25 protein-coding genes are annotated in these 24,680 nt (G+C 29.8%); 16 read left to right on the top strand and 9 right to left on the bottom strand.

The features are described from left to right. The 5 genes from Q0T35_RS10310 to Q0T35_RS10290 all read left to right on the top strand — a co-directional run. Positions 1-516: RHS repeat-associated core domain-containing protein (locus Q0T35_RS10310; RefSeq protein ID WP_295842979.1), on the top strand; the 516-nt coding region annotated here is incomplete at its 5' end. 100 nt (positions 517-616) lie between these two features. Beyond that, positions 617-862: a hypothetical protein gene (locus Q0T35_RS10305; protein WP_295842978.1), complete on the top strand. Its 246-nt coding sequence runs from the start codon at positions 617-619 to the stop codon at positions 860-862. A gap of 78 nt (positions 863-940) precedes the next feature. Beyond that, positions 941-1,528 carry an RHS repeat-associated core domain-containing protein gene (locus Q0T35_RS10300; RefSeq protein ID WP_366937743.1) on the top strand — a complete coding sequence of 196 codons (588 nt, stop codon included), beginning with the start codon at positions 941-943 and terminating at the stop codon, positions 1,526-1,528. 69 nt (positions 1,529-1,597) lie between these two features. Further along, on the top strand, positions 1,598-1,843 hold the full coding sequence (locus tag Q0T35_RS10295; RefSeq protein ID WP_293918736.1) for a hypothetical protein: 246 nt from the start codon (positions 1,598-1,600) through the stop codon (positions 1,841-1,843). A gap of 143 nt (positions 1,844-1,986) precedes the next feature. After that, the gene (locus Q0T35_RS10290) at positions 1,987-2,187 is read left to right on the top strand and encodes a hypothetical protein (RefSeq protein ID WP_293918737.1); all 201 of its coding nucleotides are present in this window, start codon (positions 1,987-1,989) and stop codon (positions 2,185-2,187) included. Positions 2,188-2,340: 153 nt separating this feature from the next. On the opposite strand, the gene Q0T35_RS10285 is transcribed toward Q0T35_RS10290, so the two are convergent. The 5 genes from Q0T35_RS10285 to rsmA form a co-directional block, all read right to left on the bottom strand. After that, complete coding sequence (locus tag Q0T35_RS10285) at positions 2,341-5,424, bottom strand: exodeoxyribonuclease V subunit beta (RefSeq protein ID WP_295842976.1); 3,084 nt, start codon at positions 5,422-5,424, stop codon at positions 2,341-2,343. 66 nt (positions 5,425-5,490) lie between these two features. Further along, positions 5,491-6,510, bottom strand: coding sequence for a cytochrome d ubiquinol oxidase subunit II (locus tag Q0T35_RS10280; protein WP_295842973.1), 1,020 nt, complete (start codon positions 6,508-6,510; stop codon positions 5,491-5,493). 3 nt (positions 6,511-6,513) lie between these two features. Beyond that, positions 6,514-7,851 carry a cytochrome ubiquinol oxidase subunit I gene (locus Q0T35_RS10275; protein ID WP_293918743.1) on the bottom strand — a complete coding sequence of 446 codons (1,338 nt, stop codon included), beginning with the start codon at positions 7,849-7,851 and terminating at the stop codon, positions 6,514-6,516. Positions 7,852-8,341: 490 nt separating this feature from the next. Further along, on the bottom strand, positions 8,342-8,614 hold the full coding sequence (locus tag Q0T35_RS10270) for a YHS domain-containing protein (protein WP_293918745.1): 273 nt from the start codon (positions 8,612-8,614) through the stop codon (positions 8,342-8,344). 35 nt (positions 8,615-8,649) lie between these two features. Then, positions 8,650-9,411, bottom strand: a complete 762-nt coding sequence (gene rsmA, locus Q0T35_RS10265; protein WP_295842972.1) for a 16S rRNA (adenine(1518)-N(6)/adenine(1519)-N(6))-dimethyltransferase RsmA — start codon at positions 9,409-9,411, stop codon at positions 8,650-8,652. Positions 9,412-9,461: 50 nt separating this feature from the next. On the opposite strand from rsmA, the gene Q0T35_RS10260 reads away from it, so the two are divergent. From Q0T35_RS10260 to Q0T35_RS10240, 5 genes are all read left to right on the top strand, one after another. Beyond that, entirely contained in the window at positions 9,462-10,397 is a 936-nt protein-coding gene (locus Q0T35_RS10260; RefSeq protein WP_293918749.1) for a permease-like cell division protein FtsX, read from the top strand. Between the two features lie 29 nt (positions 10,398-10,426). Continuing rightward, a complete protein-coding gene (locus tag Q0T35_RS10255) occupies positions 10,427-10,717 on the top strand; it encodes a DUF3098 domain-containing protein (protein ID WP_293918751.1) in 291 nt (96 codons plus the stop codon). Then, entirely contained in the window at positions 10,717-11,538 is an 822-nt protein-coding gene (locus Q0T35_RS10250) for an undecaprenyl-diphosphate phosphatase (RefSeq protein WP_293918753.1), read from the top strand. The genes Q0T35_RS10255 and Q0T35_RS10250 overlap by 1 nt, the downstream gene beginning before the upstream one ends. A 183-nt stretch (positions 11,539-11,721) precedes the next feature. Continuing rightward, complete coding sequence (panB, locus tag Q0T35_RS10245) at positions 11,722-12,537, top strand: 3-methyl-2-oxobutanoate hydroxymethyltransferase (RefSeq protein WP_293918754.1); 816 nt, start codon at positions 11,722-11,724, stop codon at positions 12,535-12,537. A gap of 77 nt (positions 12,538-12,614) precedes the next feature. Then, on the top strand, positions 12,615-13,298 hold the full coding sequence (locus Q0T35_RS10240; protein ID WP_293918756.1) for an RluA family pseudouridine synthase: 684 nt from the start codon (positions 12,615-12,617) through the stop codon (positions 13,296-13,298). Here the strand turns inward: Q0T35_RS10240 and Q0T35_RS10235 are convergent. Both Q0T35_RS10235 and Q0T35_RS10230 read right to left on the bottom strand, forming a co-directional pair. After that, the gene (locus Q0T35_RS10235; protein ID WP_295812762.1) at positions 13,295-14,539 is read right to left on the bottom strand and encodes an oligosaccharide flippase family protein; all 1,245 of its coding nucleotides are present in this window, start codon (positions 14,537-14,539) and stop codon (positions 13,295-13,297) included. The two genes, Q0T35_RS10240 and Q0T35_RS10235, sit on opposite strands and share 4 nt — an antisense overlap. 12 nt (positions 14,540-14,551) lie before the next feature. After that, a complete protein-coding gene (locus tag Q0T35_RS10230) occupies positions 14,552-15,685 on the bottom strand; it encodes a glycosyltransferase (RefSeq protein WP_293918975.1) in 1,134 nt (377 codons plus the stop codon). Positions 15,686-15,753: 68 nt separating this feature from the next. On the opposite strand from Q0T35_RS10230, the gene Q0T35_RS10225 reads away from it, so the two are divergent. Continuing rightward, positions 15,754-16,881, top strand: a complete 1,128-nt coding sequence (locus tag Q0T35_RS10225; protein ID WP_293918974.1) for a glycosyltransferase — start codon at positions 15,754-15,756, stop codon at positions 16,879-16,881. Here the strand turns inward: Q0T35_RS10225 and Q0T35_RS10220 are convergent. Both Q0T35_RS10220 and Q0T35_RS10215 read right to left on the bottom strand, forming a co-directional pair. Continuing rightward, on the bottom strand, positions 16,863-17,759 hold the full coding sequence (locus tag Q0T35_RS10220) for a glycosyltransferase family 2 protein (protein ID WP_295842966.1): 897 nt from the start codon (positions 17,757-17,759) through the stop codon (positions 16,863-16,865). The genes Q0T35_RS10225 and Q0T35_RS10220 overlap by 19 nt on opposite strands. Before the next feature lie 33 nt (positions 17,760-17,792). Beyond that, positions 17,793-18,485, bottom strand: a complete 693-nt coding sequence (locus Q0T35_RS10215; RefSeq protein WP_293918972.1) for an ATP-binding cassette domain-containing protein — start codon at positions 18,483-18,485, stop codon at positions 17,793-17,795. Between the two features lie 157 nt (positions 18,486-18,642). Here Q0T35_RS10215 and Q0T35_RS10210 point away from each other — a divergent pair, with 157 nt between their 5' ends. The 5 genes from Q0T35_RS10210 (at position 18,643) to pnp (ending at position 24,356) form a co-directional block, all read left to right on the top strand. Then, positions 18,643-20,661, top strand: a complete 2,019-nt coding sequence (locus Q0T35_RS10210; protein ID WP_293918971.1) for a M13 family metallopeptidase — start codon at positions 18,643-18,645, stop codon at positions 20,659-20,661. Positions 20,662-20,663: 2 nt separating this feature from the next. Continuing rightward, positions 20,664-20,951 (top strand): rhodanese-like domain-containing protein, encoded by a 288-nt coding sequence (locus Q0T35_RS10205; RefSeq protein WP_293918970.1) that lies wholly within the window; start codon positions 20,664-20,666, stop codon positions 20,949-20,951. 101 nt (positions 20,952-21,052) lie between these two features. After that, positions 21,053-21,511, top strand: a complete 459-nt coding sequence (locus tag Q0T35_RS10200) for an META domain-containing protein (RefSeq protein WP_293918969.1) — start codon at positions 21,053-21,055, stop codon at positions 21,509-21,511. 132 nt (positions 21,512-21,643) lie between these two features. Beyond that, positions 21,644-21,913 carry a 30S ribosomal protein S15 gene (rpsO, locus tag Q0T35_RS10195; protein WP_293918968.1) on the top strand — a complete coding sequence of 90 codons (270 nt, stop codon included), beginning with the start codon at positions 21,644-21,646 and terminating at the stop codon, positions 21,911-21,913. A gap of 274 nt (positions 21,914-22,187) precedes the next feature. Next, positions 22,188-24,356 carry a polyribonucleotide nucleotidyltransferase gene (pnp, locus tag Q0T35_RS10190; protein WP_295842963.1) on the top strand — a complete coding sequence of 723 codons (2,169 nt, stop codon included), beginning with the start codon at positions 22,188-22,190 and terminating at the stop codon, positions 24,354-24,356. Positions 24,357-24,680: the final 324 nt, after the last annotated feature.

Raw genomic sequence — 24,680 nt, 5'->3', positions numbered from 1 at the left:
TGGAACAGAGTTGAAGCTAAAAGTAAAACCTCGCGCGAAGAAAAAGGATGCACAGGGTTAGACCACAACCGTTTCCGATATTACGATAGTAATTCAGGAACTTATATAAGTATAGACCCTATAGGACTCGCTGGGAATAACCCAAATTTGTATGCTTATGTATACGATTCTAATACAGAGGTGGATTCATCAGGATTATACGGAGTGAAAAGAAATACTCCAGCATGGAAAGCAAGAGGATGGCAGGGATCAGGAGCATATCCAGGTACAGATACTTGGAGAACAGTAACATTAGAGAAAGGAACTATTGTTTATGGGGAAATTCCAGGGCAATCTGAGTTTTATTTATCAAAAGAATCATTAGAAATGTCAGGAAAAATAAAAGAGACATTATGGGAATCAGCTCAAGTAAAGCCTCATGACAAATTTGGATATAGATCTCAGGTACAGGCTTATGTTTTAACAGAAGATATTAAAGTAGCTGTTTCAACTAGAAGCCAACCCTCAACATGGTAAGGGGGGCAACACAGTATTTTATAGAAGATTTTGAAAAAAAATTGAAAGCAGTAGGGGATCCTATTAATTTAGAAAGCAGAAATCCTAAAACAAAAATAGAATGCAAATAGAGAAAGTTAAAGTTTGTAATCCAATAGAAATATTAGTTGATACTCTTGTAAAGAAAGGATTTGAAATAGTTGAAAGTGAAGTAAGTGATTATCATTTTCACCAATTATATTTTAAATTACAAGGAAAGTATACTGATGAATTAGAACAAATACATATAGATAAAATAAAAAAAATAGATGATACCACTTTTTCATGTTCCTGTCATTGGTCGATTGTTGAATTAATATATAAATAATACAAAGAAACTAACAAACCAATCTTTGAATGTTTGATATTTTTAATTAAATTATCATTTAAATGTATTTTATATTAAATATATATATATATAAATGGCTTTAACCATAAGCATTTCTTACCTTTCAGTCAGCTTGGTCAGTATGAGGATGAGGAACTTGGAGGACTCTATTATAACCGTTTCCGATATTACGATAGTAATTCAGGAACTTATATAAGCAAAGATCCTATAGGACTTGCTGGAAATAACCCAAATTTGTATGCGTATACGCATGATAGTAATTCATGGGTTGACCCGTTTGGGTTAAATAAGTGTGGGGGTAAATTTAAAGAAATAAATAAACAAGCTTTACCTGATTGGATTGTTGAATCATTTGAAGAAGGTAACTATAAAACTGTTATGACACAAGAAGATATTATTGTTTATAGAGTTTTTGGAGGAAAAGCTTCTTCAACTGGTGCTTTTGTTACCACTGTACCTGCATGTAATCTTATTAACGCTAAAATAGATGCAGCTTTGTTACCTGAATGGAAAAATTTTAAAGAATTTGAAACAATTATAAAGATACCGAAAGGAACAATACTAAATATAGGAAAGGTAGCTCCTCAGACAACTATATCAGGCACTATTTTAGAAGGTGGAGCTGATCAATATTTAATGCCTTAAAATTGGCCTTCAAATTGGATAGTAAAAGTAAATCCTTTACCATCACAATAAAATAAATTATCAAAAATAATGAAAGAGCAGCTTATAAAAGATATTGATTTTATAATTAAATCTTTAAATAGTATAGATAAAATGAAACTAAATTTTATCGTAAATAAGTATAATAAATTAAAAGAATTAATTTTGAATGATAGATTACACACTAATGTAATTAAGGGCTCTGTAAGAGCTTATTTAGATGTTTTTAGTGATTATGAAAACCCTATATTGGAAAAAATGAGCAAATTAGAAAAGAAGATAGATAGTATAATATAAATATTAATTTAAATTATTTTTTGAATGCACAAAAAGCTAACTTTTAGAAGTTGATTTGTTTGTTTTTCTAAGCATTCAACTTATCGAGACAAAAACTTAAAAGAAAAAATTAGTATAGAAGATTTCAATTTCATAAAAAAGATTTGCATATTCTTCATGGAACTGAAACTAGAGAATTTAAAGAAGATCTAAAATCTGGTATTGTAAAAGAAGTCGGTAAAGAATTTTATGATTATTACGAAATAGAAAAAAGTAATTTAAGTTTATATTATTACATTGAAAAAGATAAATATATATACATAGTTTCGGTGAAACCCAACCTCGTTTGTATAAACTATATTTAGAAGGAGTATATGAATTATATAGGTATTTATAAATTTAACTATCTCTGTATATAATTAAACTCATAATCTTTTTAATAAAAAAATTAAAAGATAAATAGAATTAAATAGTATCAACTAAATTTTATCATAAACACAAATAAATTACATTTATTATCAAATTGTTATTAATTCAATACTTTGATCATTAATATAAACTAACATTTTACTTTCAATTTTTTTACCTATAGCAAGAAAAGCCTGTTCGTATAATTCAATTTGTTTTCTATGTTGGGGCAATTTTTTTCCGGTTTTAAAGTCAATGATGATTAAGGATCCTTCATTTTCAACGATTCGATCCGGGCGATAAATCTTTCCTTCAAATATAATTTCACGTTCTTGATAGGAAATAACTTTTTTAGAAAAATATTTTTTAAGTTGAGGAGAAGTAATGACCTTTTTCACCATTTCTCCAATTTCTTTTTCTTGTCCCGAAAGGATCATACCTGACAAAACCTGTTTTTTTAATACATTTGGCAAATCATCCACTGTGTTTATCTCGGCTAGGATCGCATGTATACTATTTCCATATTGTATTTCTTCGTTTTCCTCGCTATAAAATTTATGAGCCTCAGTACTGATCTTTATTTTTGAATACCACCTTTCGGAAGTCCATCGAATTTCCTCTTCCTCAATAATCTGACTTGCACTTTTTTCTTTCTTTTTTTTATATTCAGCGGAAGGATATATCTCAACAATGCCTTCCGTTGACAACCCTTGATGATTTAAGAACTCATTAATAGGGCTGCTCACTTTATCTTTTTTCTCTTCCAATAAAAATAATTGTTGCGAAGCCCGGGTAGTAGCAACATATTGTATACAAAGCTCGTCTATTTTATTTTCAAATTCACGAGTAGTTACTACTTCTTTTATATTTTCATTGGTGTCATCTAATCCTGATTTAGTTGAAGTATAAAACTTATCAAAACCATTGTATAGATCTTCTTCCAGAGGAAACCAATATTCTTCTTTATTGGAATTACTATTGATCATAGGATAAATTACTATTGGAAATTCCAATCCTTTGGATTTATGAATGGTCATAATTTGGATAGCATTTCTATTATAAGGAAATCGTATCGAAAGCCCCGAACTTTTTAATTCCCAATTTTCCAAAAAATCCTGTAAACTTATCACTCCATTTTTCTCCAGCTGAATTATCAAATCTAATAATGCAGAAATATAAAGATCTTCCTTTTCACCAAAACCCAGCGAGCTAATAAATTCTTCGGCAAAATCATAAAAGCTAAGTGTATGAACTTGTTGGTAAGGTAAAGAAATGTTTAGAGTTTCATGAAACCAGAGTAAAGTATCCTCAAAAGACAACTCTTTTATCTTAATTATTTCTTCCGTAAAATCATTAAATTCTATTCTACCTAAGGTCCAGAGCAAGTTTAACATTCTTACAAGGTATTCTTTTTCTTCTGGATTGGAAATCCATTTCAATGCATAAATAATAGCTTGTACTTCAGAAGAAGAAGTAACCGATAACGCCTCTTCAGTCAATATAGGATAACCTTTGGCTGCAATCTTTTCAACAATGGCAATACTATGCTTTTTATTCCTTATTAAAATAGCTATATCTTTAAATGAAAATCCATTGAGCAATGACTCTTCAATTATTTCAACAATTCTTTCTTCTAACAGATTTTCTTCTTGCGGTGCTATAAAAGAAACCTGTACCCTGCCCCCTTCTTTTAATTTAGAAATCTGTTGTGCATTAGCTCCGAATAAAGAACTGTATTCAGGATTATGCACCATATGAGAAGCTAAATAATTATAAAATTTATTATTGAAATCAACGACATTGGGCAAACTTCTAAAATTATTTTGTAAAGTTTCTACCTGTATTCCTTTATCTTCTGCATTCGTAACTAAATCAATTAAAATTTCCGGGTTTCCGGAACGGAATCTATAAATAGCCTGTTTAGGATCTCCTACCAGAGTAATTGAATTTCCCTCGGAAACTTTAGCATTTTCTAACAAGGGTACCATATTATTCCACTGCAATTGTGAAGTATCTTGAAATTCATCTATAAAATAATGGTTATATCTTCCCCCAAGCTTTTCATAAATAAAGGCAACGGGCTCTTCTTTTAAATGCATTCCGATAATAGGATTTACATCCGAAAGGAAAAGTACATCATCTTCCGTTTTCCTCCTAGTTAAAAAACGATTTATTTCAGACTGTAACTCTATGGTAATTAAATTCTTACGAACCGAATCATCTATTTTAATTCTAGTTACCGCCTGTTTTATTTTATAAAACGCATCAATCATTTGCGGGGCGAAGATTCTAATGGTTGCCTCTTTTGTTGATTTTGATTTTGCATACTTTTCTTCTTCACAAAAAGCCTTATAATAGGTTGACGAAAAATTAATACTCAATAATTTATCAGTATCTAAAACTTTATAAAAAAGACCCGCCATACCCCTTGCTCCCTGATAAAAATCGCTTACTTCCAACCCATTAGATTGCAACAATTTTATAACTGTAGAAGCAGTATCCTGAATTATTATATTATTTTCCTGAACTCGCTTAATGAGTATTTGATTTAATTTTTTAAAATCTTCAAATTCTCTTGCAGTTAGGGAATTTATCTTCTCAAGATTTCTCTCCTTCATAAAATTTTGTGAGGAAGAAAGCAGTTCTTTTCTAATATCTGTCGAAGATTCATTCTCAAATTTCCAAAATATATAATTTAAAATAACTTCTGCAAAAGGATTATCCGTACCCAATTCATCTACCAATTCATCTATGGACTGCTTAAGGTAATCCGAAGCATCTAATTCAACCGCAAAAGAATAAGACAATCCCAACTCTTTAGTAAAAGCTTTCATCAGTCGTAAATTAAATTTATCAATGGTGCTAATTGAAAATAAAGAGTAATGATGCAAAAGGTAAGATAATGACTTGCAAGCTCGTTGATGCAATGTAAAAATATCTACTCCCAATTCTTGCGATATTTGCTGTAAAATTGGGTTAACTTTATATTGATTTTGATCCGAAAAATCCTTTAGCCAAGAAAGAATACGGGTTTTCATTTCATTGGCTGCTTTATTGGTAAATGTTACTGCCAAAATTGAACGTACTGATTCAACAGAGTCATTTTGCAGTAAAATATTAAGAAAATTTTTAACCAATGTATAGGTTTTTCCGGCACCCGCAGAAGCATTGTATATAGTATAGATTGATCCCATTAGGCTAAATACAAAAAAGGATTTAACAAAATTAGTTAAATCCTTTTTATTATGAAATTTTCTAAATTATTTAGTTTCTGTATTATTTTTTTTCTGAAAGGAATAGATTAAATGAAATACGCCCGGAAGAATAAATATACTTCCTAACATAAGGGCCCATGCTAACATTGCAATTGTTTTATGTATGCATTGATCTTCTGTCAAGGATAAGCAGCCGTGCTTTAAAATAACCAAATTAGGATAATGCTGATAAGTTACTGCAAATAATATGGTTAGAACCTGAAATCCAGCTAATAGCCTAATCCAAGAATATTTTTTTACTTTTAGAGCATATAAAGTTCCAAAAACAGAAATAGTTGCTAAACTTACGGCGATCCAACCGATTACCTCACCAAATATCCATTCAAGTAGGGGTACTCCGGTAATATAAGCACTTAGAAACACTATTCCACCGGTTATTACTATTGCAAACAGAAATATCTTAACCTTAGTTGTTAAATAAGTTATATCATCAATATTTTTTACCTGAGATAAAGAATATGAAGCTGCCAAATATCCACAAATACTACAAGTAAAAATTCCTAGTGCACATCCGAACGGGGTGAGCCAACTCCATATATAAGCTGTCATAAAATCCGTAGCTCCCATATCTATAGTTCCCGATACTGTGGCAGCTGCGATCATTCCCAAAAAAAATGGAGTAATTACACTGGAATATCTGAATATCTTATTATAAACGTATTGCCAATCATCTTTAATAGCATCATAATTACGAAAGGAAAAAGCAGTTCCTCTGGCAATTATCCCCATAAGCATCAGTAATAAAGGTATATGTAAATAGGTGGAGAATACTGCATATATATCAGGAAAAGCAACAAAAAGAATCACGATTACAATAACAAGCCACATATGATTAGCTTCCCATACAGGACCCATTTCTTTGTACATGATTTTTTCAATTCTTTTTTCATTTTTCTGCTTACTGAATAGCTCTAAAATTCCAACCCCAAAATCTGCTCCCCCTAATAATAAATACAAAGCTATGGCTGTCCACAGGAAAAAAATAACTACATATAAATAAAACATACTCTATTTCTTATTAGATTTATAATTTTTATCAGTTGAATCATATAATGCAGGAACCATTTTCATTTGCCTGTATAAGAGGAAAATTACAATTGCTGACAAGGATATAAAAATGGCTGTGAATAAATAAAACGAATATACAATACCGGGCATTGGAGTAACAGCATCAGCGGTTCTCATTATTTTATAAATAATCCAAGGCTGACGTCCTACTTCTGTTACCGTCCATCCGGCTTCTAATGCGATATAACCAAGAGGTGTGGCTATAACAAAAAGTTTATAAAACCATTTTTTTGTAAGCCAAGTTTTATTTTTTAATCTAGCCAAACCATAGATAATAGCCAATATCATCAGGGCTACACCTAATATAATCATGATTTGAAACGAATAATGGGTAATGGCAACAGGTGGTCTGTCTTCCTTCGGAAAATCAGTAATACCTTTAACCGGATCTTTTAAATTACCATAAGCCAGAAAACTTAATAATCCGGGAATTTTTATAGCATAATCAACTCGTTCTTCTTTTTCATTAACAATCCCCCCCAATACAAATGAAGCGGGAGCTTCCGTATCGAAATGAGCTTCCATAGCAGCTAGCTTTTCAGGCTGTCTTTTATTCACGTCTTTTGCTGAAATATCCCCACTTATAGGTTGTAGCAAGGCAGCAATACAGGCACAAGTAGCAGCAATTTTAAATGCCTTTTTATGAAATTCAACATTTTTTTTCTTTAGGATCATTAATGCATGTAAACCAGCCACAGCAAACCCTGTAGCCACAAAAGCTGCTATAATCATATGTAATGCTTGTGAAAACCAGGCATCATTGAACATAGCTTTTACGGGGTCAATATTGATATAATTACCGTTGATATAATCAAATCCCGCAGGACTGTTCATCCAAGCATTAGCAGCCAAAACCAATATTCCAGATGTTATTCCACTTATTCCGATTAACAATCCTGTTAACCAATGAAACCACGGATTAAATTTATTCCAACCATAAAGAAAAAACCCAATGGCTATTGCTTCCACAAAAAAGGCAGTTCCTTCTAAAGAAAAAGGCATCCCGAAAATAGGTCCAGCATGTTTCATGAATTCAGGCCATAATAATCCTAATTCAAAAGAAAGCATTGTACCTGATACAGCTCCGGTAGCAAATAAAATTGCAATTCCTTTACTCCAAGCTTTGGTCAAACCTTTATATAATTCGTCTCCGGTTCTTAAATATTTATAATGTGAAATTGCCATAAAAAAAGGCATTACCATTCCTACACATGAAAATATAATATGGAATCCTAGCGAGACTGCCATCTGCGATCGGGCCGCAATAAAATCGTTCATAGTATTTAGAAATTAAAGGTTGTAAATTTATAATAAATCTTCACTTTTACCATCATTATAAATGAAGTTTTGCCGTAAAGCTTGAATAAGACATTAAGTAAACAACTATAAATTAATTATAATTACGATATTATTATATTTTTTTGGTATAGTTAAATTTATAATATTTCTTTATTTTAAAAAATACCTTACAATCATTGCTATAAAATAAATTACTGATTTCTATATAAAAATCATACCGCAAAAAAGCATTTATCCATTATATTTATTTATGTTTATTTATAATATTTGAAAAATTTGCAGGATTGGAAAGATGAAGTTTAACAATATTAAAAATATTATAAAATACCTTTACTAACTAAAATCAAGAAGATATAGGTAAAACTAACAATGGTTATTTGATTTTTAAAGTTGCAATTTTCTTTTTGCAATATAATATTCTAAATAACAACCCGTATTAATCTCTATAAATTAAATTATAAGGAATAATTTATTGATTTTGGGATAAATATTTATTGGGATTTTTTTGAAATTCTTCTTTACAATTAGAGCTACAAAATCCATATAATTTTTTTTGATAGGTTAGCGTATCTCTTACATTATCTTTTGTATGCATATTACATACAGGATCAAGTTCGTTATCCACTTCCACATGAGATAATGTTTCACCTCCCATTGAATTTTCCTTCTGTTTAAATTCACAAGAGGTGAATGTTAACATAATTACTGACACTACTAGTACATAATCAATTTTTAGTTTCATAGACTTACATTTTTTATATTCAAATTTAGACAAAATTATGAGTTCCACAATTGAGCTAACATTATAAAATCTTCAACGGATAATTGCTCTGCACGAAGATTTAAAAATTCATGCGATTCGATATGTTGGGGAATCCCTAAAACTTTCAATGCATTTCTTAATGTTTTTCTTCTTTGATTAAACCCTGCTTTAACTAATTTAAATAAAAACCCATCCTCTACCCCATCAATGTGATCACGATATCTTTCTAATCTTATAACCGCTGATTTTACTTTAGGTGGCGGAGTGAATACATTTTCATGAACAGTGAACAAATATTCTACTTTATAATAAGCTTGAGTAAGCACTGATAAGATACCATATATTTTATTTCCCTTTTGAGCAGCAATTCTTTCTGCCACTTCTTTTTGGAACATACCGACCATTTCAGGAATTATACATCTATTATCCAGTATTTTAAAAACAATTTGAGATGAAATATTGTAAGGAAAATTACCAATGACCGCAAGATTTTCCGAAAAAAAATTTTGCAAATCCAACCTCAGAAAATCTCCTACTATATTTTTTCCCAGCTGAGGATAATGTATTTGTAAATATTCTATTGATTCTTTGTCTATTTCAGCAACAAATAATTTACACTTTTTTTGCAGCAAAAATTGGGTAAGTACTCCCATTCCCGGTCCTACTTCCAATATTAAATCATACGGCTGATAGGATAGCGAATCTACTATTTTCGAAGCGATATTCTGATCATTCAGAAAATGTTGCCCTAAATGCTTTTTAGGTTTAACTTTCAATTGTATCTTTATTTTAACAATAATTTATATCCAAAATTACACTAAAATAAATGAAGTTTTTATATTTTAGCGAATATTTTAAAAATATGGCCAATAAAACAGACAAGCTAAATAAGGGAAGGTTACGTTCTTCTAATATTACTGTAGTCATCAGCATTTCTTTAGTCTTATTTTTAATTGGAATCATTGGCATGATTGTAATTAATGCCAATTCTTATATTGATTATTTGAAAGAACAAATGGTGATTGAGGTATTTTTTAAGAATGATAGAAATAAAGATAACTTAATTAAAAACGAAAAAGCGCAACTCAATTACCTTGATAGTATAAAAGTTAATCCTTACGTTAAAAAAGCTAAATACATATCTAAGGAACAAGCAACCTATACTGCGAAAAAAGATTTAGGAGTTGATTCTCAATCACTTTTTGAAGAAGACATATTTCCAGCCTCTATCACTATAGCTCTAAAACCGGAGTATACAGATTCTATACATATTGAAACCATAAGAAATCAAATACAAAAAAATGTGTTGGTCGATGAGGTAAAATCCGATAGTAATTTATTAACTCAAATGAATAAAGGAGTGCGTAAAATCACTTTAGGCATTTCCATACTTGCCGGAATTATCTTATTAATAGCAGTTTCACTTATCAATAATTCCATACGTCTGAAAATTTACGCAAAAAGATTCATCATAAAAACCATGCAATTGGTGGGCGCCAAACGTTTCTTCATTATGAAACCATTTCTACTGCAAGCCTTCATCTTAGGTGCTATAGGTTCTGTTATAGCCTTGATACTTTTGTTTATTGTAAATTATATGCTTATTCGTTACAATATACTTCCTCCAATTGTAGATTATACAAATCATATTTTCTTGTCATTATTTATTATATGTATAGGTATTTTAATCACTACTACAAGTACTTGGTTCGCTACCTGGAGATATTTAAAACTTAAAATTGATGATTTATATTATTCTTAATTCTTAAATTGCCAAAAAATAAATTTTTGATGAAAGATAATTCAATAAAAAATAATTATTCTAAATCCGAAAAACCTTTTTTATTTGGAAAAAGAAATTATATATTCATGTTAATTGGGTTAGGATTAATAGCCTTAGGTCTTATTTTAATGACCGGACCTGACGCGAACACAGTTGATGGTGTATTTGATAAGAATAATTGGAACGAAGAAATTTTTAGCTTTAGAAGAATTCGACTTGCTCCCATATGCATTGTTTTAGGTTTTATCGTCGAAATTTATTCAATCATGACTTATTCCAATCCTAAAAAAATTAAATAATGAACACGTTAGAGGCAATTATAATTGCTATTGTTGAAGGTCTAACAGAATATTTACCTGTTTCTTCAACTGCTCATATGATTTTTACAAGTTCTATTTTAGGTATTCAGGAAGATAACTTTGTAAAAATGTTTGAATACTGCATTCAGTTGGGAGCGATTTTAGCAGTGGTTGTATTATATTGGAAAAAATTCTTTGATTTTAAAAGATTTAATTTTTATTTAAAATTAATGGGAGCCGTTATTCCGGCTTTAATTTTAGGAAAATTATTCAATGAAAAAATAGACGCTGTGTTGGAAAAACCTATACCGATTGCTATTGTGCTCGTATTAGGCGGGATCGTACTTTTATTTATTGATCGGTTTTTTAAAAATCCTACTATACTTAAAGAAGAAGATATTTCTATAAAACAAGCGATAATTATCGGCTTTTGGCAATGTCTCGCCATGATGCCCGGAACGAGTCGTTCTGCCGCTTCCATCATTGGAGGAATGCAACAAAAACTAAGCAGAGAAGTTGCTGCTGAATTTTCTTTTTTCCTAGCTGTTCCTACTATGCTAGCTGTAACTGTATATTCGTTGACATTAAAAACTTGGGATGAAAATGGTATTAGTATGAAAGGTTACGAGCTGTTAGCATCTAACAGTCATCAAATGTGGCTTTTTATCTTAGGGAACCTTGTTGCTTTTGTAGTTGCTATTTTTGCTATTAAATTCTTTGTAGAAGTTATAAAAAAATACGGCTTTAGAATTTGGGGTTGGTACCGAATTATAATCGGTTCACTATTATTACTTTATTTTATTTTCTATCAAAAGGCTTAAATTTCAACATTTTTTACTATTCTTACAATAATAATATCTTATTTAGCTTATAATAAAATTTATATAAAAATTATTTTCACTCGTTTTGATTTTTATATTTAAATTTTAATTCTACATCCATTGTACTTATAAAATAATCATTTACTTATTATAATAATCTTAATTTATTAAAAACTCATAGAAATGTCAATACATTCGGAAATAAAAAAGGTAACTACCTCTTCTTTCAAAAAAATGAAAGCTACGGGAGAAAAAATATCCATGTTAACCGCGTATGATTATACCATAGCCAAACTAGCCGATGAAGCAGGATTGGATGCAATTTTGGTTGGAGATTCAGCAGCTAACGTTATGGCGGGTTACGAAACAACATTGCCCATTACCTTAGATCAAATGATATACCATGCGCAATGCGTGTCTAGAGGAATTAAAAGAGCTATGTTAATTGTAGATTTACCCTTTGGCACATATCAATCCGACCCTATGCAAGCCTATCGTTCAGCAGTTCGAATTATGAAAGAAACCGGTGCAGCAGCGATAAAAATGGAAGGTGGAATTGAAATTAAAGATTCTATTGAAGCTATTGTTAAAGCAGGTATTCCAGTAATGGGACATTTAGGATTAACTCCACAGTCCATTCACCACTTCGGTTCTTTCAAACTAAGGGCAAAAGAAAATGAGGAGGCCGATAAGTTGATAGCCGATGCGAAGTTGTTAGAAGATATCGGATGTTTTTCAGTTACATTGGAAAAAATCCCTGCTCTATTAGCCGAAAAAGTTACTAAAGAATTACAAATAGCTACCATAGGAATTGGAGCGGGAAATCTTACAGATGGCCAAGTTTTAGTCATTCACGATATACTAGGATTAAATAAAAATTTCAAACCTAAATTTGCCAGAAAATATATAAACCTTCACGAACAAATTGTAGAGGTTGTTTCGCAGTATATAAAAGATGTAAAAAGTCAGGAATTTCCTAATAAGGACGAAAGCTTTTAAAAAATTTCGTTATCTAGCCAATTTTTAGAGGGTGTTAATGATTTATAAATAATTGAATTAGATTAATTTCATGGATCATGCTTAATGAAAATCAAATACTTTTTGAAGATAATCATCTTTTAATTATCAATAAAAAAGCAGGTCAAATCGTTCAGGGAGATAAAACCGGAGATATATCTCTCTTGGATGAGGTTAAATCTTATATTAAAAATAAATATTCCAAGCCTGGAAATGTATTTGCCGGATTAGTGCATCGCATCGATCGTCCAACTTCCGGTATTGTAATATTTGCGAAAACCAGTAAAGCACTTTCTCGATTAACAGAAATGCTAAAGAAAAGAGAAATAAAGAAAACTTATTGGGCAGTAGTTAAAAAAAATGAAATTCCTGAAACACAAAGACTGATTCATTATTTAAAAAAAAATGAAAAGAATAATAAAGCTATCGTCTACAATCATTTTACTGACCATGCTAAAGAAGCTATCTTGACCTATACGATTGTAAAAAAATCAGATAACTATATGTTATTACAAATTGATCTGGAAACCGGTAGGCATCACCAAATTCGTGCACAATTAAGTGCAATAAAATGTCCTATAAAAGGAGATTTAAAATATGGTGCAGATCGGTCAAATCTTGATGGAAGCATTCATCTATTGGCAAGAAAAATTGAATTTATACATCCTGTAAAAAAGGAAAAAATAATCTTGGAAGCTCCTATCCCGGAAAATGATAATTTATGGAATAACTTAGTAAATTAATTTTTTTTGAAATATTTATATACAGCAAACATATTATAAAAACCGGAAAATAAATAGGCAAATCCGGTAGACAAAGCCGCTCCTAGAATACCGTAGTGAGGAATCAAGAGTACTCCGATCACAATTTGTATTAACATGGCACCCACGGAAGCAAAAATATTCTTTTTTAGCAGGCCTAGTGCAGCGGTAATATTTCCAAATGGAATTAAAATCAGTAAACAAAATACAGATATCAATATCAATACATAAAATGCTGAAGTTGCATAATAATTGTTTCCAAACAATAATTTAATTATATAGTCTCCAAATAAAGAAAACACGATGATAAGTAAGAATCCTATAAATAAAAAAATAATAAAATAATTCTTCAAATAGGTTTGAAAATATTTTTTATTAGTATGGTTTTTTACAAATTTTGGATAATCTGTTACTACAAACATCTGAGCTAAAAAGAAAAGATTTAAAGGTATGATAGACGAAATTCTGTATTCCGCTATGCTTGTGGCCGAAAGAAAATAACCCACCATGAAAGTATCCAAAGATGAAATGGAACCGTGTAAAAAATTCGCAATTGAGCTTCCAAAAGAATAATTCCAAAATTCTTTTTTTGAAACAGGAAACTTTTTATAAGGTTTAGCTTTAAAGTGTTTCTTAACCTTAAAAGAAAAAAAGATAAAGGACATCGATAGGGAAATTACATATCCATACATTCCAAAAAAAAAGCTAAGAAATAATGAAACTATTAGCGTGAAAACATTAAATAACATATCTGTTATTGCATAGGCATAATTATTATTTCTAATCTGATAATCAATTCTTATTTGGTAAAAAAAAGAAAGGCTAACTAAACGAAAGCTTAGAATTAATGAAATTGTCACTAAATAATTGTATTTAGTAGAAAAAAATAGGCAAATAATAAGAAATATAATTATAGTAATAGTATTTAAGGCATTACCTGTTTTAAAATTATAATTACTTAATATATCTTTTTCGTTTGAAGTTGAAACCAGGGATCCGAATCTAAGCAATCCATTTTGGCTTCCCATATTTATAAATGGCATAAGAAAAGACAAAATAGATAAGGCTAACGAAACTGATCCAAATTCTTCTTTAGTAAGCATTCTAACAATAAAGAAAGAATTGACTATCATGGCAGATTTACTTACAATCTGAGAAATAGCAATATACCCCCCTTTATTCTTTTTAAATTCATTTAAAAACGATAGAATATTTTTTATCATTAAAAATTTTATTTATTGCAAAACTTTACTATATACTTTTTCTAATTCTTTGGCTATAATTTGTATACTAAAATGATTTATTGCATATTGATGCATATCCTTAGGTTTTGCAAATTCAACTTTACCATTAATACATTTTGCCATTGCTTCATACAAATCATTTTCATTTCCTTTTTCGATAATAATTCCGAAATTTTTTGGAAAAAATTCTGTAATTCCTCCAACATTAGTTGAGATTACAGGAAGACCACAAGAAAAAGCTTCATTGATAACGCAAGGTTGATTTTCCTTATTACTAAACATCACTAACATATCTGCATTTCTCATTTTATATGAAACTTCATTTTCAGTTAAAGGGCCAAAAGTCGATATATAATTTTTTAATTTATTATTCTTTATAAATTCTTTTATCATTGTGTTATCTCCGTCTCCACCTATTTTAAGAATAAATTTATATCCTGATTCTGCCAATTTTTTAGATACATTTAAAATCCCAGTAATATTCTTATGATCATCCACAAGGTTTGATATATGAAGAAAGATATTTTTTTCAGGCTTATTATTAGTAGGCTTAAAAACCTGGGTATTTACAACATTAGGAATAATTTTATATTTCCCTTTGATCCCTTGCATTTTCATTGAATCCGCTAAATTTTCACTTACCGGAAGGATATAAGAAGCCTGAGAACAAACTATATTCATCATCTTGCAATAAAATTTACGAGATAGGCTATTATCTTTAGTTATCCAACGGGTCCAATGTTCCGTCACTACAAAATTTATATTCTTTATTATTTTAAAATATAAAGCCAAAAAAGCATAATAATATAGCACATGAATATGAATCAAATCAATATTTTTAATAAGTCCTAAACCTTTAGTATATGCTCTAAATTTTTTCCAGTAATTAATAACTTTATAAGAATGCCCTTTATAGTATATTTTTATAATAAGTAAATTATGATTTTTATCAATATTTATTTTAAATTTTTCTAGTAAAGTATCATCTCTTTCAACATAAAGAATAGTTATATTATGTAAGGTTGCAATTGCTTCAGCATGCCGTAAAATAAAATTACCATTTTTAGGATTATTTTTTGATGGAAGCCAATAGGGTAGAAAAAGAATATTCAATTTTTGCTGCATTGCCAAATATGAGATAATTTACAAATATATTGTTTTTGATCTGGATTTATATTTAATTTTGTACAGGAATGATAAATAAAAAAAAGGTATTAGTTTCGGTAATTAATAATATATCTACAGATCAAAGAGTAGAAAAAGTCTGTAATTCTTTATTCAAAAAAGGTTATGAAATTTTTATTATCGGAACAAATTTATATGGATTGCCTACGCTAAAAAGACCTTACCCTACTCGCCGTTTCAATCTTGTATTCCAAAAAAAGTTTTTATTATTTTCTGAGTTTAATCTAAAATTATTCTGGCATATACTTTTCCGATCTGATAAAAATACAATATTATTAGCTAACGATTTAGATTCTCTATTACCTAACTATTTGGTTTCTAAAATAAAAAGTATCCCTCTGGTCTTTGATAGTCACGAAATATATTCTGAGCTTCCATCCGTGCAAGGGAGGTTTTCACAAAAAATATGGAAGAAACTTGAAAGATATATCATTCCTAAAATTAAACACTTTTACACAGTAAGCGAAGGTTATGCGGATTTTTTTGAAAAAAACTATGGCAATCGTCCTATAGTAATAAAAAATGTCCCGTTAATCAATACAAAACCAAATAAAGAATTACATATAACCATTGACTTACCTAAAAATCCTCAAAATAAAAAAATCTTGTTATATCAAGGAGTCATTAATTTCTCTCGGGGTATTGATAAAATGATTGAGGCAATGAAATTTGTTGATAATATTCAATTTTGGATTATCGGAGACGGATCGTTAAGAAAAAAATATGAAAATTATACTAATGAATTAAATCTTGAAAATAAAGTTTATTTTTTAGGAGAAATACCTTCTGAACAATTAAAATTAATAACCCCTATGGCTGATTTAGGATTAAGTTTAGAAGAAGACCGTGGCTTAAGCTATCGCTATGCTCTTCCCAATAAATTATTCGATTATATCCATGCAAAAATCCCCGTATTAGGAACTTATCTTCCGGAAATAAAAAAAGTTATAAATAAAGATCAAATAGGAGAAGTTATCTCTGAACATTCCGCCCGTGAAATTTCTGAAAAAATTAATTTAATTATAGCTAAAGGAAAAAGTTACTATCTAGATAATTTAGATAAAGCTTCAGAAAAATATAATTGGGAAGCTCAAGAAGCCAATTTATTAAACATATTTTATAAAGCAAGCAAATAACACAAATATCCAAATTTATATAATTGAAAAATTCTTACATCAGAATTCTCAGATAGAAGTTTTTTTTTCATTGAATTACGATTTTTTTCAAACAAATATTTAACGTATTTAACACAATTAAGTTTTTTTAATAAATAATATAATTTAATTATTTTAATTCTTTTACATAAATTATTCTCTTCCCGAATTAATTCTGCTAAATTCCTAATTGCTTCTTCGGTTTTATTTAAAAAAACTTGACTGGTTTCTAATCCATCATGATAAACCGGATTGTGAATAATTTCTAATTTAACTCCTTTTTCTTCAAGGCTTAATCCAAGCATTGTATCTTCGTATCCATAGTTATATTTTAAAACAGGAAAAAAATTATGTTTAAAAGTTTTTTTTCTAACCATTAGATTGGCAGATTTTAAATACAAATACTTAGATCTATTGTCATTTTTGATACAATTTTCTTCATATTTAATACCATATTTCCAACGCAAATTATTTTTATAATTTTCGCTAACATCTCTTCTGTATAAAATATTTCCGGTATAAACTTGACCTGTAGGGCTAATCGACAAAATAAATTTTTTTAAATAATCTTGTCGAACAGGAAAGACATCAGAATCCATGAATAACAACCATTCATATCTTGCTAATTCAGCCAAAGAATTTCTCGCTTCAGCTCTTCCTAAATTTTTTTTTGAAACGTGATAGGCTATATTGTTATTTTTACAAAATAATTGGTTTTCTTTTTTTATTTTTTCATTGGTTGAACAATCATCAAAAAATATTATTTCACAAGGAACATCTAGTTTATTTTTCTGCATCAGTAATTCATTTCCTAGATTTACAATTGAATAATTATAAACCGGAATAAGAATAGAAATCATCTAAAAATATTTATAATTTAAATTTTTATTTTTTTAGAGAAAAAGTTCGTTAGAATCTCCGTGATAAATTTTACCATTCTCACATTTTATAGTCTTTGCCGGAAATTTTTTTATCATTGAATAATCATGAGTAGCCATAAGTATTGTACAATGATTTTGCTGTGCAATACCTTTAAGCAAAGTCATTATTTCGTTAGAAGTTTCAGGATCAAGATTTCCGGTCGGCTCATCTGCTAAAATGAGAGCGGGATGATTCAATAATGCTCTTGCAATTGCGACACGTTGCTGCTCACCTCCCGAAAGCTCATGAGGCATTTTATGCTTTTTTGTTGCCATTCCAACACTTTGCAAAACTTCTTCTATTCTTTCATTAATAGCATATTTATCTTTCCATCCGGTTGCTTTCAAGACAAATAATAAATTATTTTCTACACTTCTATCCGTCAATAGTTGAAAATCTTGAAAGACTATTCCTAATTTTCTCCTTAAAACTGGAATATCATTATACTTCAAAGTAACCAAATCAATATCGACAACTTTCCCCTCACCTTCGAGCAAAGGAATATCTCCATATAATATCTTTAACAAAGAACTTTTTCCACTTCCAGTTTTACCAATAAGATAATAAAATTCTCCTTTTTCTAAACTTGTATTAACCTGACTTAAAACTAAAAAGTTCTTTTGGTAAATATTTGCATTCCTTAAGTATAAAATAGGGTCACTCATTGGCTTAATTGTAAAAATATTTTTAACAAGAATTAATTTTATACAAAAATAAAAAATAAAAGTCACATTGCTTATTTTACTTCATTTTAAAATTTTGTTAAAAATAACTTATATGAGTATTTTTAACTATTTTTGATTGATAATTAACTTTGTATTAATGAGAAAATTTATAGTATTTATTGCAACAGCGCTTATCCCTTTGAGTGGGATGCATGCGCAAAATCATGCAATTAATGAAAATTACATGGATAAAAAAATAAGACCGCAAGATGATTTTTATAATTATGTAAACGGAAATTGGATGAAAAATGCTCAAATTCCTTCAGATCGTTCCAGATGGGGAAGTTTTGATCAATTGCGGGAATTTACCGATTCTGTATCGCTAAGTATTTTAAAAAAATCTATCATTCAAACTTATCCCAAAGGTTCTGAAGGTCAAAAAATTAAAGATCTATATAGTTCATTTATAAATATGGAAGAAAGAAATAAACAGGGAATCTCTCCTATTCTTCCCTATTTATCGAAGATTGATAAAATTAAAAATCTTTCAGATTTACAAAATTTACTTATTGAATTTACTCCTTTGGGAATGAATCCGTTTTATTCATACAGCGTCCAATCAGATTTAAATAATAGTAATGTAAACGCTGTATATTTAAATGATATATCTTTAGGCTTGGGTAGAGATTATTATCAAAAAAATGATGATAAGTCAAAAAAAACATTACAAGAATACAAGATCTATTTATCAAAATTATTGAAAGTAATCGGACATAATGACCCAGATAAAACCGCGGCAGATATTGTTTTATTTGAAACAAAATTAGCCTCTAATCTTCTGACTGTAGAGCAAATCAGAAATGCTCAACTCCAAAATAATCCTTATTCATTGAATGATTTATCCAAATTATCGAAGAATATTAACTTAAAAAAGTATCTTTCTCAGCTTGGAGTACAAGTAGATACCATTATAATACCTGAAAAAAAATACTTTGAAAACTTAGATAAAAACATCAATCCACAAAATATCAGCTTACTAAAAGACTTTATAAAAGTCAGTATTCTAAGATATGCAGGAGACTGTCTAACTAAAGAACTTGATGACATTAATTTTGATTTTTACGGCAAAACATTAAGTGGACAAGTGGAGCAAAGAGCCATTGAAAAACGTGCGCTTAGCCGCATCAATTCACTAGTTGGTGAAGCATTCGGAAAATTATATGTAGCCGAAGTATTTCCCGAAGAAGCAAAGGAAAATGCAAAAGAGCTTATCAATTATTTAAAAAAATCCTTTGTCATTCATATAAAAGACTTAACATGGATGTCCCAATCCACAAAGGAAAAAGCCTTGGATAAACTAAATAAATTTACTGTAAAAATAGGATACCCTGATCAATGGAAAGACTATTCCAATTTAGAAATACAATCTTTACAGGAAGGAGGATCTTTTTTCCAAAATCAACTAAATGCTATTGTTTTCAATTATAACAGAGATAAAAATAAAATAGGCAAACCGGTAGACAAAACTGAATGGTTTATGTCTCCTCAGACAGTAAATGCATATTATAATCCTTCTTACAATGAAATTGTATTTCCTGCTGCCATATTACAGCCACCATTCTATGATTATAAAGCTGATGCAGCCGTTAATTTCGGCGGAATAGGTGCTGTAATCGGCCATGAAATATCTCATGGATTCGACGACAGTGGATCTCAATTCGATGGCGATGGCAACTTAAAAGATTGGTGGACCCCTTTGGATAAAGAGAAATTTGAGGCAGCAACCAAGGCGCTAGAAGCACAATATAATGCCTATGAACCTATTCCGGGTTTACATATAAATGGAAAATTAACATTAGGTGAAAATATTGCCGATTTAGGTGGAGTCGCTATAGCATATGATGCATTGAAATTATATCTAAAAGACAAAGGTAATCCGGGTAAGATTGAAAATTATACACCGGAACAAAGATATTTTTTATCCTGGGCAACTATTTGGAGAACCAAAGCTAAAGAGGAAGCCTTAGCAAATCAAATTAAAACCGATCCTCATGCTCCGGGGTATTATAGAGCTATAGCACCTTTGGAAAATGTGGAAGGCTTTTATAAGGCATTTAATGTAAAAAAGGGGGATAAAATGTTTAAGCCTGAAAAAGAAAGAATTGTTATTTGGTAATTATGAATTTAAAAGAACTTTTAAAAAAAAGCTCTGTTACACTTTTAGATGTGAGAGAAAATGATGAATTAATCAATGAAGGATATGTTCCCGGTGCTATTTCTATTCCAATGAATGATATTCCATCCCAACTTGAAATAATTCGAAAATTTTCAACTCCTTTGATTATTTTTTGTAGATCAGGCATAAGATCTGAAAAAATAGTCAATTATCTAAAAAATGAAGGATTCAAAGATGTATATAATGGGGGCGGCTTTAAGGAAATTAATCAGTTAATTAATTCTTATTAATCCTTAAACTTATCCTTATTTAACACTTTGGCAAAATATTTGATATACCGCTAAAATGTTAAAAATTGCTAAAAAAGCAAAAAAATAATTTAAGATAATATATGAAAAATTTAATTAAAATTAGTGTTACTAGTTTATTCTTATTATTTTTAGGTACAACATTCCAAAGTTGTAACACCACAAAAAATGTTGCAGAAAAAGTGGATAGTAAAGAATTACAAATCAAGCTAAGAGGTACTTGGTATTTAACTTCCATAGATGGTACATCAGCTACAGATTCATTTAAAGGAGAAATTCCTACCTTAAATTTTGATTTTGATAAAAATAGGATAAATGGTAATGCAGGTTGTAATATCTATAATGGATCATTTGAACTTATTGAAAATATGTATAACCCTAGTCCTATGGTATCAACTTTTATGGCATGTCCAGAATACAATCAAGAACCTAGATTTTTAGAATTAATGGGTATAAGAAGCACTTTAGTATTTACAAATACTACTTTACAATTTGTTCAAGACGGTAAAGTAGTATTAGAATTTGCTCCTTTAACAAAATAATAAAAACCTCTCCGAGTGAGCAAAAATATAAAAAGAGTGAATTTTTTGTAAAATCACTCTTATTTTCTTTTCATCAAAAAAAGTTATATATTTGCCGCTCAATACATAATAATCATTAAAATTAATATTGGCATGTATCTAACATCAGAAGTTAAAAAAGAAATTTTCGCAAAACACGGTAAAGATGAAAAAAATACCGGTAGCGCAGAAGGACAGGTAGCTTTGTTTACCTTTAGAATTAACCACCTAACCCAGCATCTAAAAAGAAATCATAAAGATTTCAACACAGAAAGGGCGCTAGTGGCTTTAGTGGGAAAAAGAAAAAAATTACTTGATTACTTAAAGAAAAAAGATATCAATAGGTATAGAGCAATTATTGCAGAATTAGGTATTCGTAAGTAGAAGAAATTATAAAGAGGCAATTAATAAATTGCCTCTTTTACTATCTTTTTGAAAAAGCACAAAAAGAAAAAAGGCTTAAATTATTGGTTGTTATTTGTCATTGGAATATGTAAGCACACTGAGCACTGAATTCCATTAATCTTTTCATATTTTAATGGACTTGAGTGTTCTCTGGTGTTTTCCTATTTAAATTTAAAGTAACTATCTATTTTTAACATTACATTAAACTTTCTTTTTGCTTTATTATAAATATATTAACAAATTTTTATTTTTTATGGAGATTCCAAAAGCAATTACAGAAAAAATTGTCTTGGATGATGGAAGAGAAATCATCTTAGAAACTGGAAAACTTGCAAAACAAGCAGATGGCTCTGTTGTAGTCAAATGTGGGGGAACTATGTTATTAGCTACAGTTGTAGCTGCAAAAGAAGCAAATCCCGGAGTGGATTTTTTACCGCTTACTGTAGATTATAGAGATAAATTTTCAGCAGGAGGTCGTATACCGGGCGGATTCATGAAAAGAGAAGGAAGACCAACGGATGAGGAAATCCTAACTATGCGACTGGTAGATAGAGTCTTACGACCTCTATTCCCTGAAGATTTTCATGCGGAAATACAGATCATGATTCAACTTATTTCTTATGATGGATCTATACTTCCAGATTCATTAGCTGGACTGGCAGCTTCATCAGCTATAAGCATAACTGATATTCCATTTAATGGACCTATATCTGAAGTTAGAATCATTCGTCAAAATGGAAGATATATCATTAATCCGAGCCTTACACAAATGAATGAAGGATTCGATCTTGATATAATGGTAGGAGCATCTAATGATTCGATTGTTATGATTGAAGGAGAAATGAGTGAAATTTCCGAAAAAGAAATGATAGATGCCATTTCGTATGCTCATGAAGCTATCAAAAAACAAATTGAAGCGGAAGAAAGATTAGCAGCTAAAATTGAAAAATCGCTTACTAAAAGAGAATATTGTCATGAAACACATGATGAAGAGCTGAGAAAAGCCATCACAGATTTCTCATACCAAAAAATATATGACGTTGCCAAAACTCCATCTGATAAGCATGAAAGAAGCGAAAAATTTGACAATATACTAGAAGAGTTTTTGTCAAGATTTACAGAAGAAGAATTAGAGGAGAAAAAACCTTTAGCTGCAACTTACTTCCATGATGTACAAAAAGATGCTGTTAGGCAACTTATATTAAATGAAGGAATTCGTTTAGATGGCAGAGATACTAAAACTATTAGACCTATTTGGTGTGAAGTTAATTATCTACCCGGATCTCACGGATCAGCAATCTTTACTCGTGGAGAAACTCAATCGTTGACTACAGTTACTTTAGGCTCTTCTTTAGATGCAAATCGTGTAGACAATGTAATTTCACAGCATGAAGAAAAATTCTATTTACACTATAATTTTCCACCATTTTCAACGGGTGAAGTGAGACCGGTAAGAGGCGTCTCTAGAAGAGAAATAGGACATGGCAACTTAGCTCAAAGAGCATTGAAATATGTTATTCCTGAAGATACCCCTTATACTATACGTGTCGTATCTGACATTTTGGAATCTAACGGTTCTTCTTCTATGGCTACCGTATGTGCTGGAACGCTGGCTTTAATGGATGCGGGAATTAAAATTAAAAAACCTGTATCTGGAATAGCAATGGGATTAATAACCGATAAAGAGTCAGGAAAATGGAGTGTCTTATCCGATATTCTAGGAGATGAAGATCATTTAGGTGATATGGACTTTAAGGTAACCGGTACTGCTGATGGAATTACCGCTTGTCAAATGGACATTAAAATTCAAGGACTTTCCTTTGAAATCATGGAAAAAGCGTTGAACCAAGCCAAAGAAGGTCGTTTACATATTTTAGGCAAAATTTTGGAAACTATCTCTACTCCAAATCCACAATTAAAACCTAATGCGCCTAAATTAGTTTCATTGGAAATTCCAAAAGATTTTATCGGTGCTATAATCGGACCTGGAGGAAAAAATATTCAACAACTTCAAAAAGATACAGATACAGTAATTACTATTGAAGAGAGCAACGAGGTAGGAAAAGTTGAAATATCAGGGATAGATCAAGAAAAAATCGATGAAGCAGTTGAAAAAATTAAGCAAATTGCTTTTGTTCCTGAAGTCGGAGCTATTTATAAAGCCAAAGTGGTTTCAATTAAACCTTTTGGTGCATTTGTTGAACTTTCTAAAGGTGTTGAAGGACTCGTTCATATTTCTGAACTAGAATGGAGACGATTAGAAAAGGTCGAAGACTCTGTTAAACTAGGAGACATAATTGAAGTGAAGTACCTAGGTGTTGATGAGAAGAAAAAAATTAAATTATCCAGAAAAGTTTTGTTACCAAAACCAGAAAAAAAAGATAATACTAAGGATACTAAAAGCATCGAAGATAAAAAATAAATTAAATAAAAACAGGTTGAATAATTTCAACCTGTTTTTTGTTAAATATTACTACTAATCCGATATATTTTGCTAAAATATTAAATTCTCGCACTTTACTTAAAAAATCATTTTAATTTATATGATAGGACATATAATATGTTGTTTTATTCACATCCATCAATTTTTAAAAGCATTTACAAATAAATATAAAAATTTAATATAATCTTTTTCTTTTCTTGCTATTTAACCTTTATTTTCAAATGTATTTCTATTCTATTGCATAAATTGTTATCACTAAGAATTTGAGGATTAATTGTTTGTTGATTTAAAGTCATATTTTTT

Origin of the sequence: uncultured Apibacter sp., from assembly GCF_946479295.1 — a bacterium.
Classification (GTDB): domain Bacteria; phylum Bacteroidota; class Bacteroidia; order Flavobacteriales; family Weeksellaceae; genus Apibacter.
This window is presented reverse-complemented; position numbering and strand designations above follow the sequence as displayed.

Bases quoted from the DNA above. Each gene is read 5' to 3' on its own strand.
- panB (WP_293918754.1), top strand. From the start codon at position 11,722: ATGTCAATACATTCGGAAATAAAAAAGGTAACTACCTCTTCTTTCAAA.
- Q0T35_RS10205 (WP_293918970.1), top strand. From the start codon at position 20,664: ATGAATTTAAAAGAACTTTTAAAAAAAAGCTCTGTTACACTTTTAGAT.
- Q0T35_RS10220 (WP_295842966.1), bottom strand. From the start codon at position 17,759: ATGATTTCTATTCTTATTCCGGTTTATAATTATTCAATTGTAAATCTA.
- Q0T35_RS10305 (WP_295842978.1), top strand. From the start codon at position 617: ATGCAAATAGAGAAAGTTAAAGTTTGTAATCCAATAGAAATATTAGTT.
- Q0T35_RS10280 (WP_295842973.1), bottom strand. From the start codon at position 6,510: ATGTTTTATTTATATGTAGTTATTTTTTTCCTGTGGACAGCCATAGCT.
- Q0T35_RS10215 (WP_293918972.1), bottom strand. From the start codon at position 18,485: ATGAGTGACCCTATTTTATACTTAAGGAATGCAAATATTTACCAAAAG.
- Q0T35_RS10295 (WP_293918736.1), top strand. From the start codon at position 1,598: ATGAAAGAGCAGCTTATAAAAGATATTGATTTTATAATTAAATCTTTA.
- Q0T35_RS10275 (WP_293918743.1), bottom strand. From the start codon at position 7,851: ATGAACGATTTTATTGCGGCCCGATCGCAGATGGCAGTCTCGCTAGGA.
- Q0T35_RS10225 (WP_293918974.1), top strand. From the start codon at position 15,754: ATGATAAATAAAAAAAAGGTATTAGTTTCGGTAATTAATAATATATCT.
- Q0T35_RS10270 (WP_293918745.1), bottom strand. From the start codon at position 8,614: ATGAAACTAAAAATTGATTATGTACTAGTAGTGTCAGTAATTATGTTA.
- Q0T35_RS10230 (WP_293918975.1), bottom strand. From the start codon at position 15,685: ATGCAGCAAAAATTGAATATTCTTTTTCTACCCTATTGGCTTCCATCA.
- Q0T35_RS10235 (WP_295812762.1), bottom strand. From the start codon at position 14,539: ATGATAAAAAATATTCTATCGTTTTTAAATGAATTTAAAAAGAATAAA.
- Q0T35_RS10260 (WP_293918749.1), top strand. From the start codon at position 9,462: ATGAAGTTTTTATATTTTAGCGAATATTTTAAAAATATGGCCAATAAA.
- rpsO (WP_293918968.1), top strand. From the start codon at position 21,644: ATGTATCTAACATCAGAAGTTAAAAAAGAAATTTTCGCAAAACACGGT.
- pnp (WP_295842963.1), top strand. From the start codon at position 22,188: ATGGAGATTCCAAAAGCAATTACAGAAAAAATTGTCTTGGATGATGGA.
- Q0T35_RS10285 (WP_295842976.1), bottom strand. From the start codon at position 5,424: ATGGGATCAATCTATACTATATACAATGCTTCTGCGGGTGCCGGAAAA.
- Q0T35_RS10210 (WP_293918971.1), top strand. From the start codon at position 18,643: ATGAGAAAATTTATAGTATTTATTGCAACAGCGCTTATCCCTTTGAGT.
- Q0T35_RS10255 (WP_293918751.1), top strand. From the start codon at position 10,427: ATGAAAGATAATTCAATAAAAAATAATTATTCTAAATCCGAAAAACCT.
- Q0T35_RS10200 (WP_293918969.1), top strand. From the start codon at position 21,053: ATGAAAAATTTAATTAAAATTAGTGTTACTAGTTTATTCTTATTATTT.
- Q0T35_RS10250 (WP_293918753.1), top strand. From the start codon at position 10,717: ATGAACACGTTAGAGGCAATTATAATTGCTATTGTTGAAGGTCTAACA.
- Q0T35_RS10240 (WP_293918756.1), top strand. From the start codon at position 12,615: ATGCTTAATGAAAATCAAATACTTTTTGAAGATAATCATCTTTTAATT.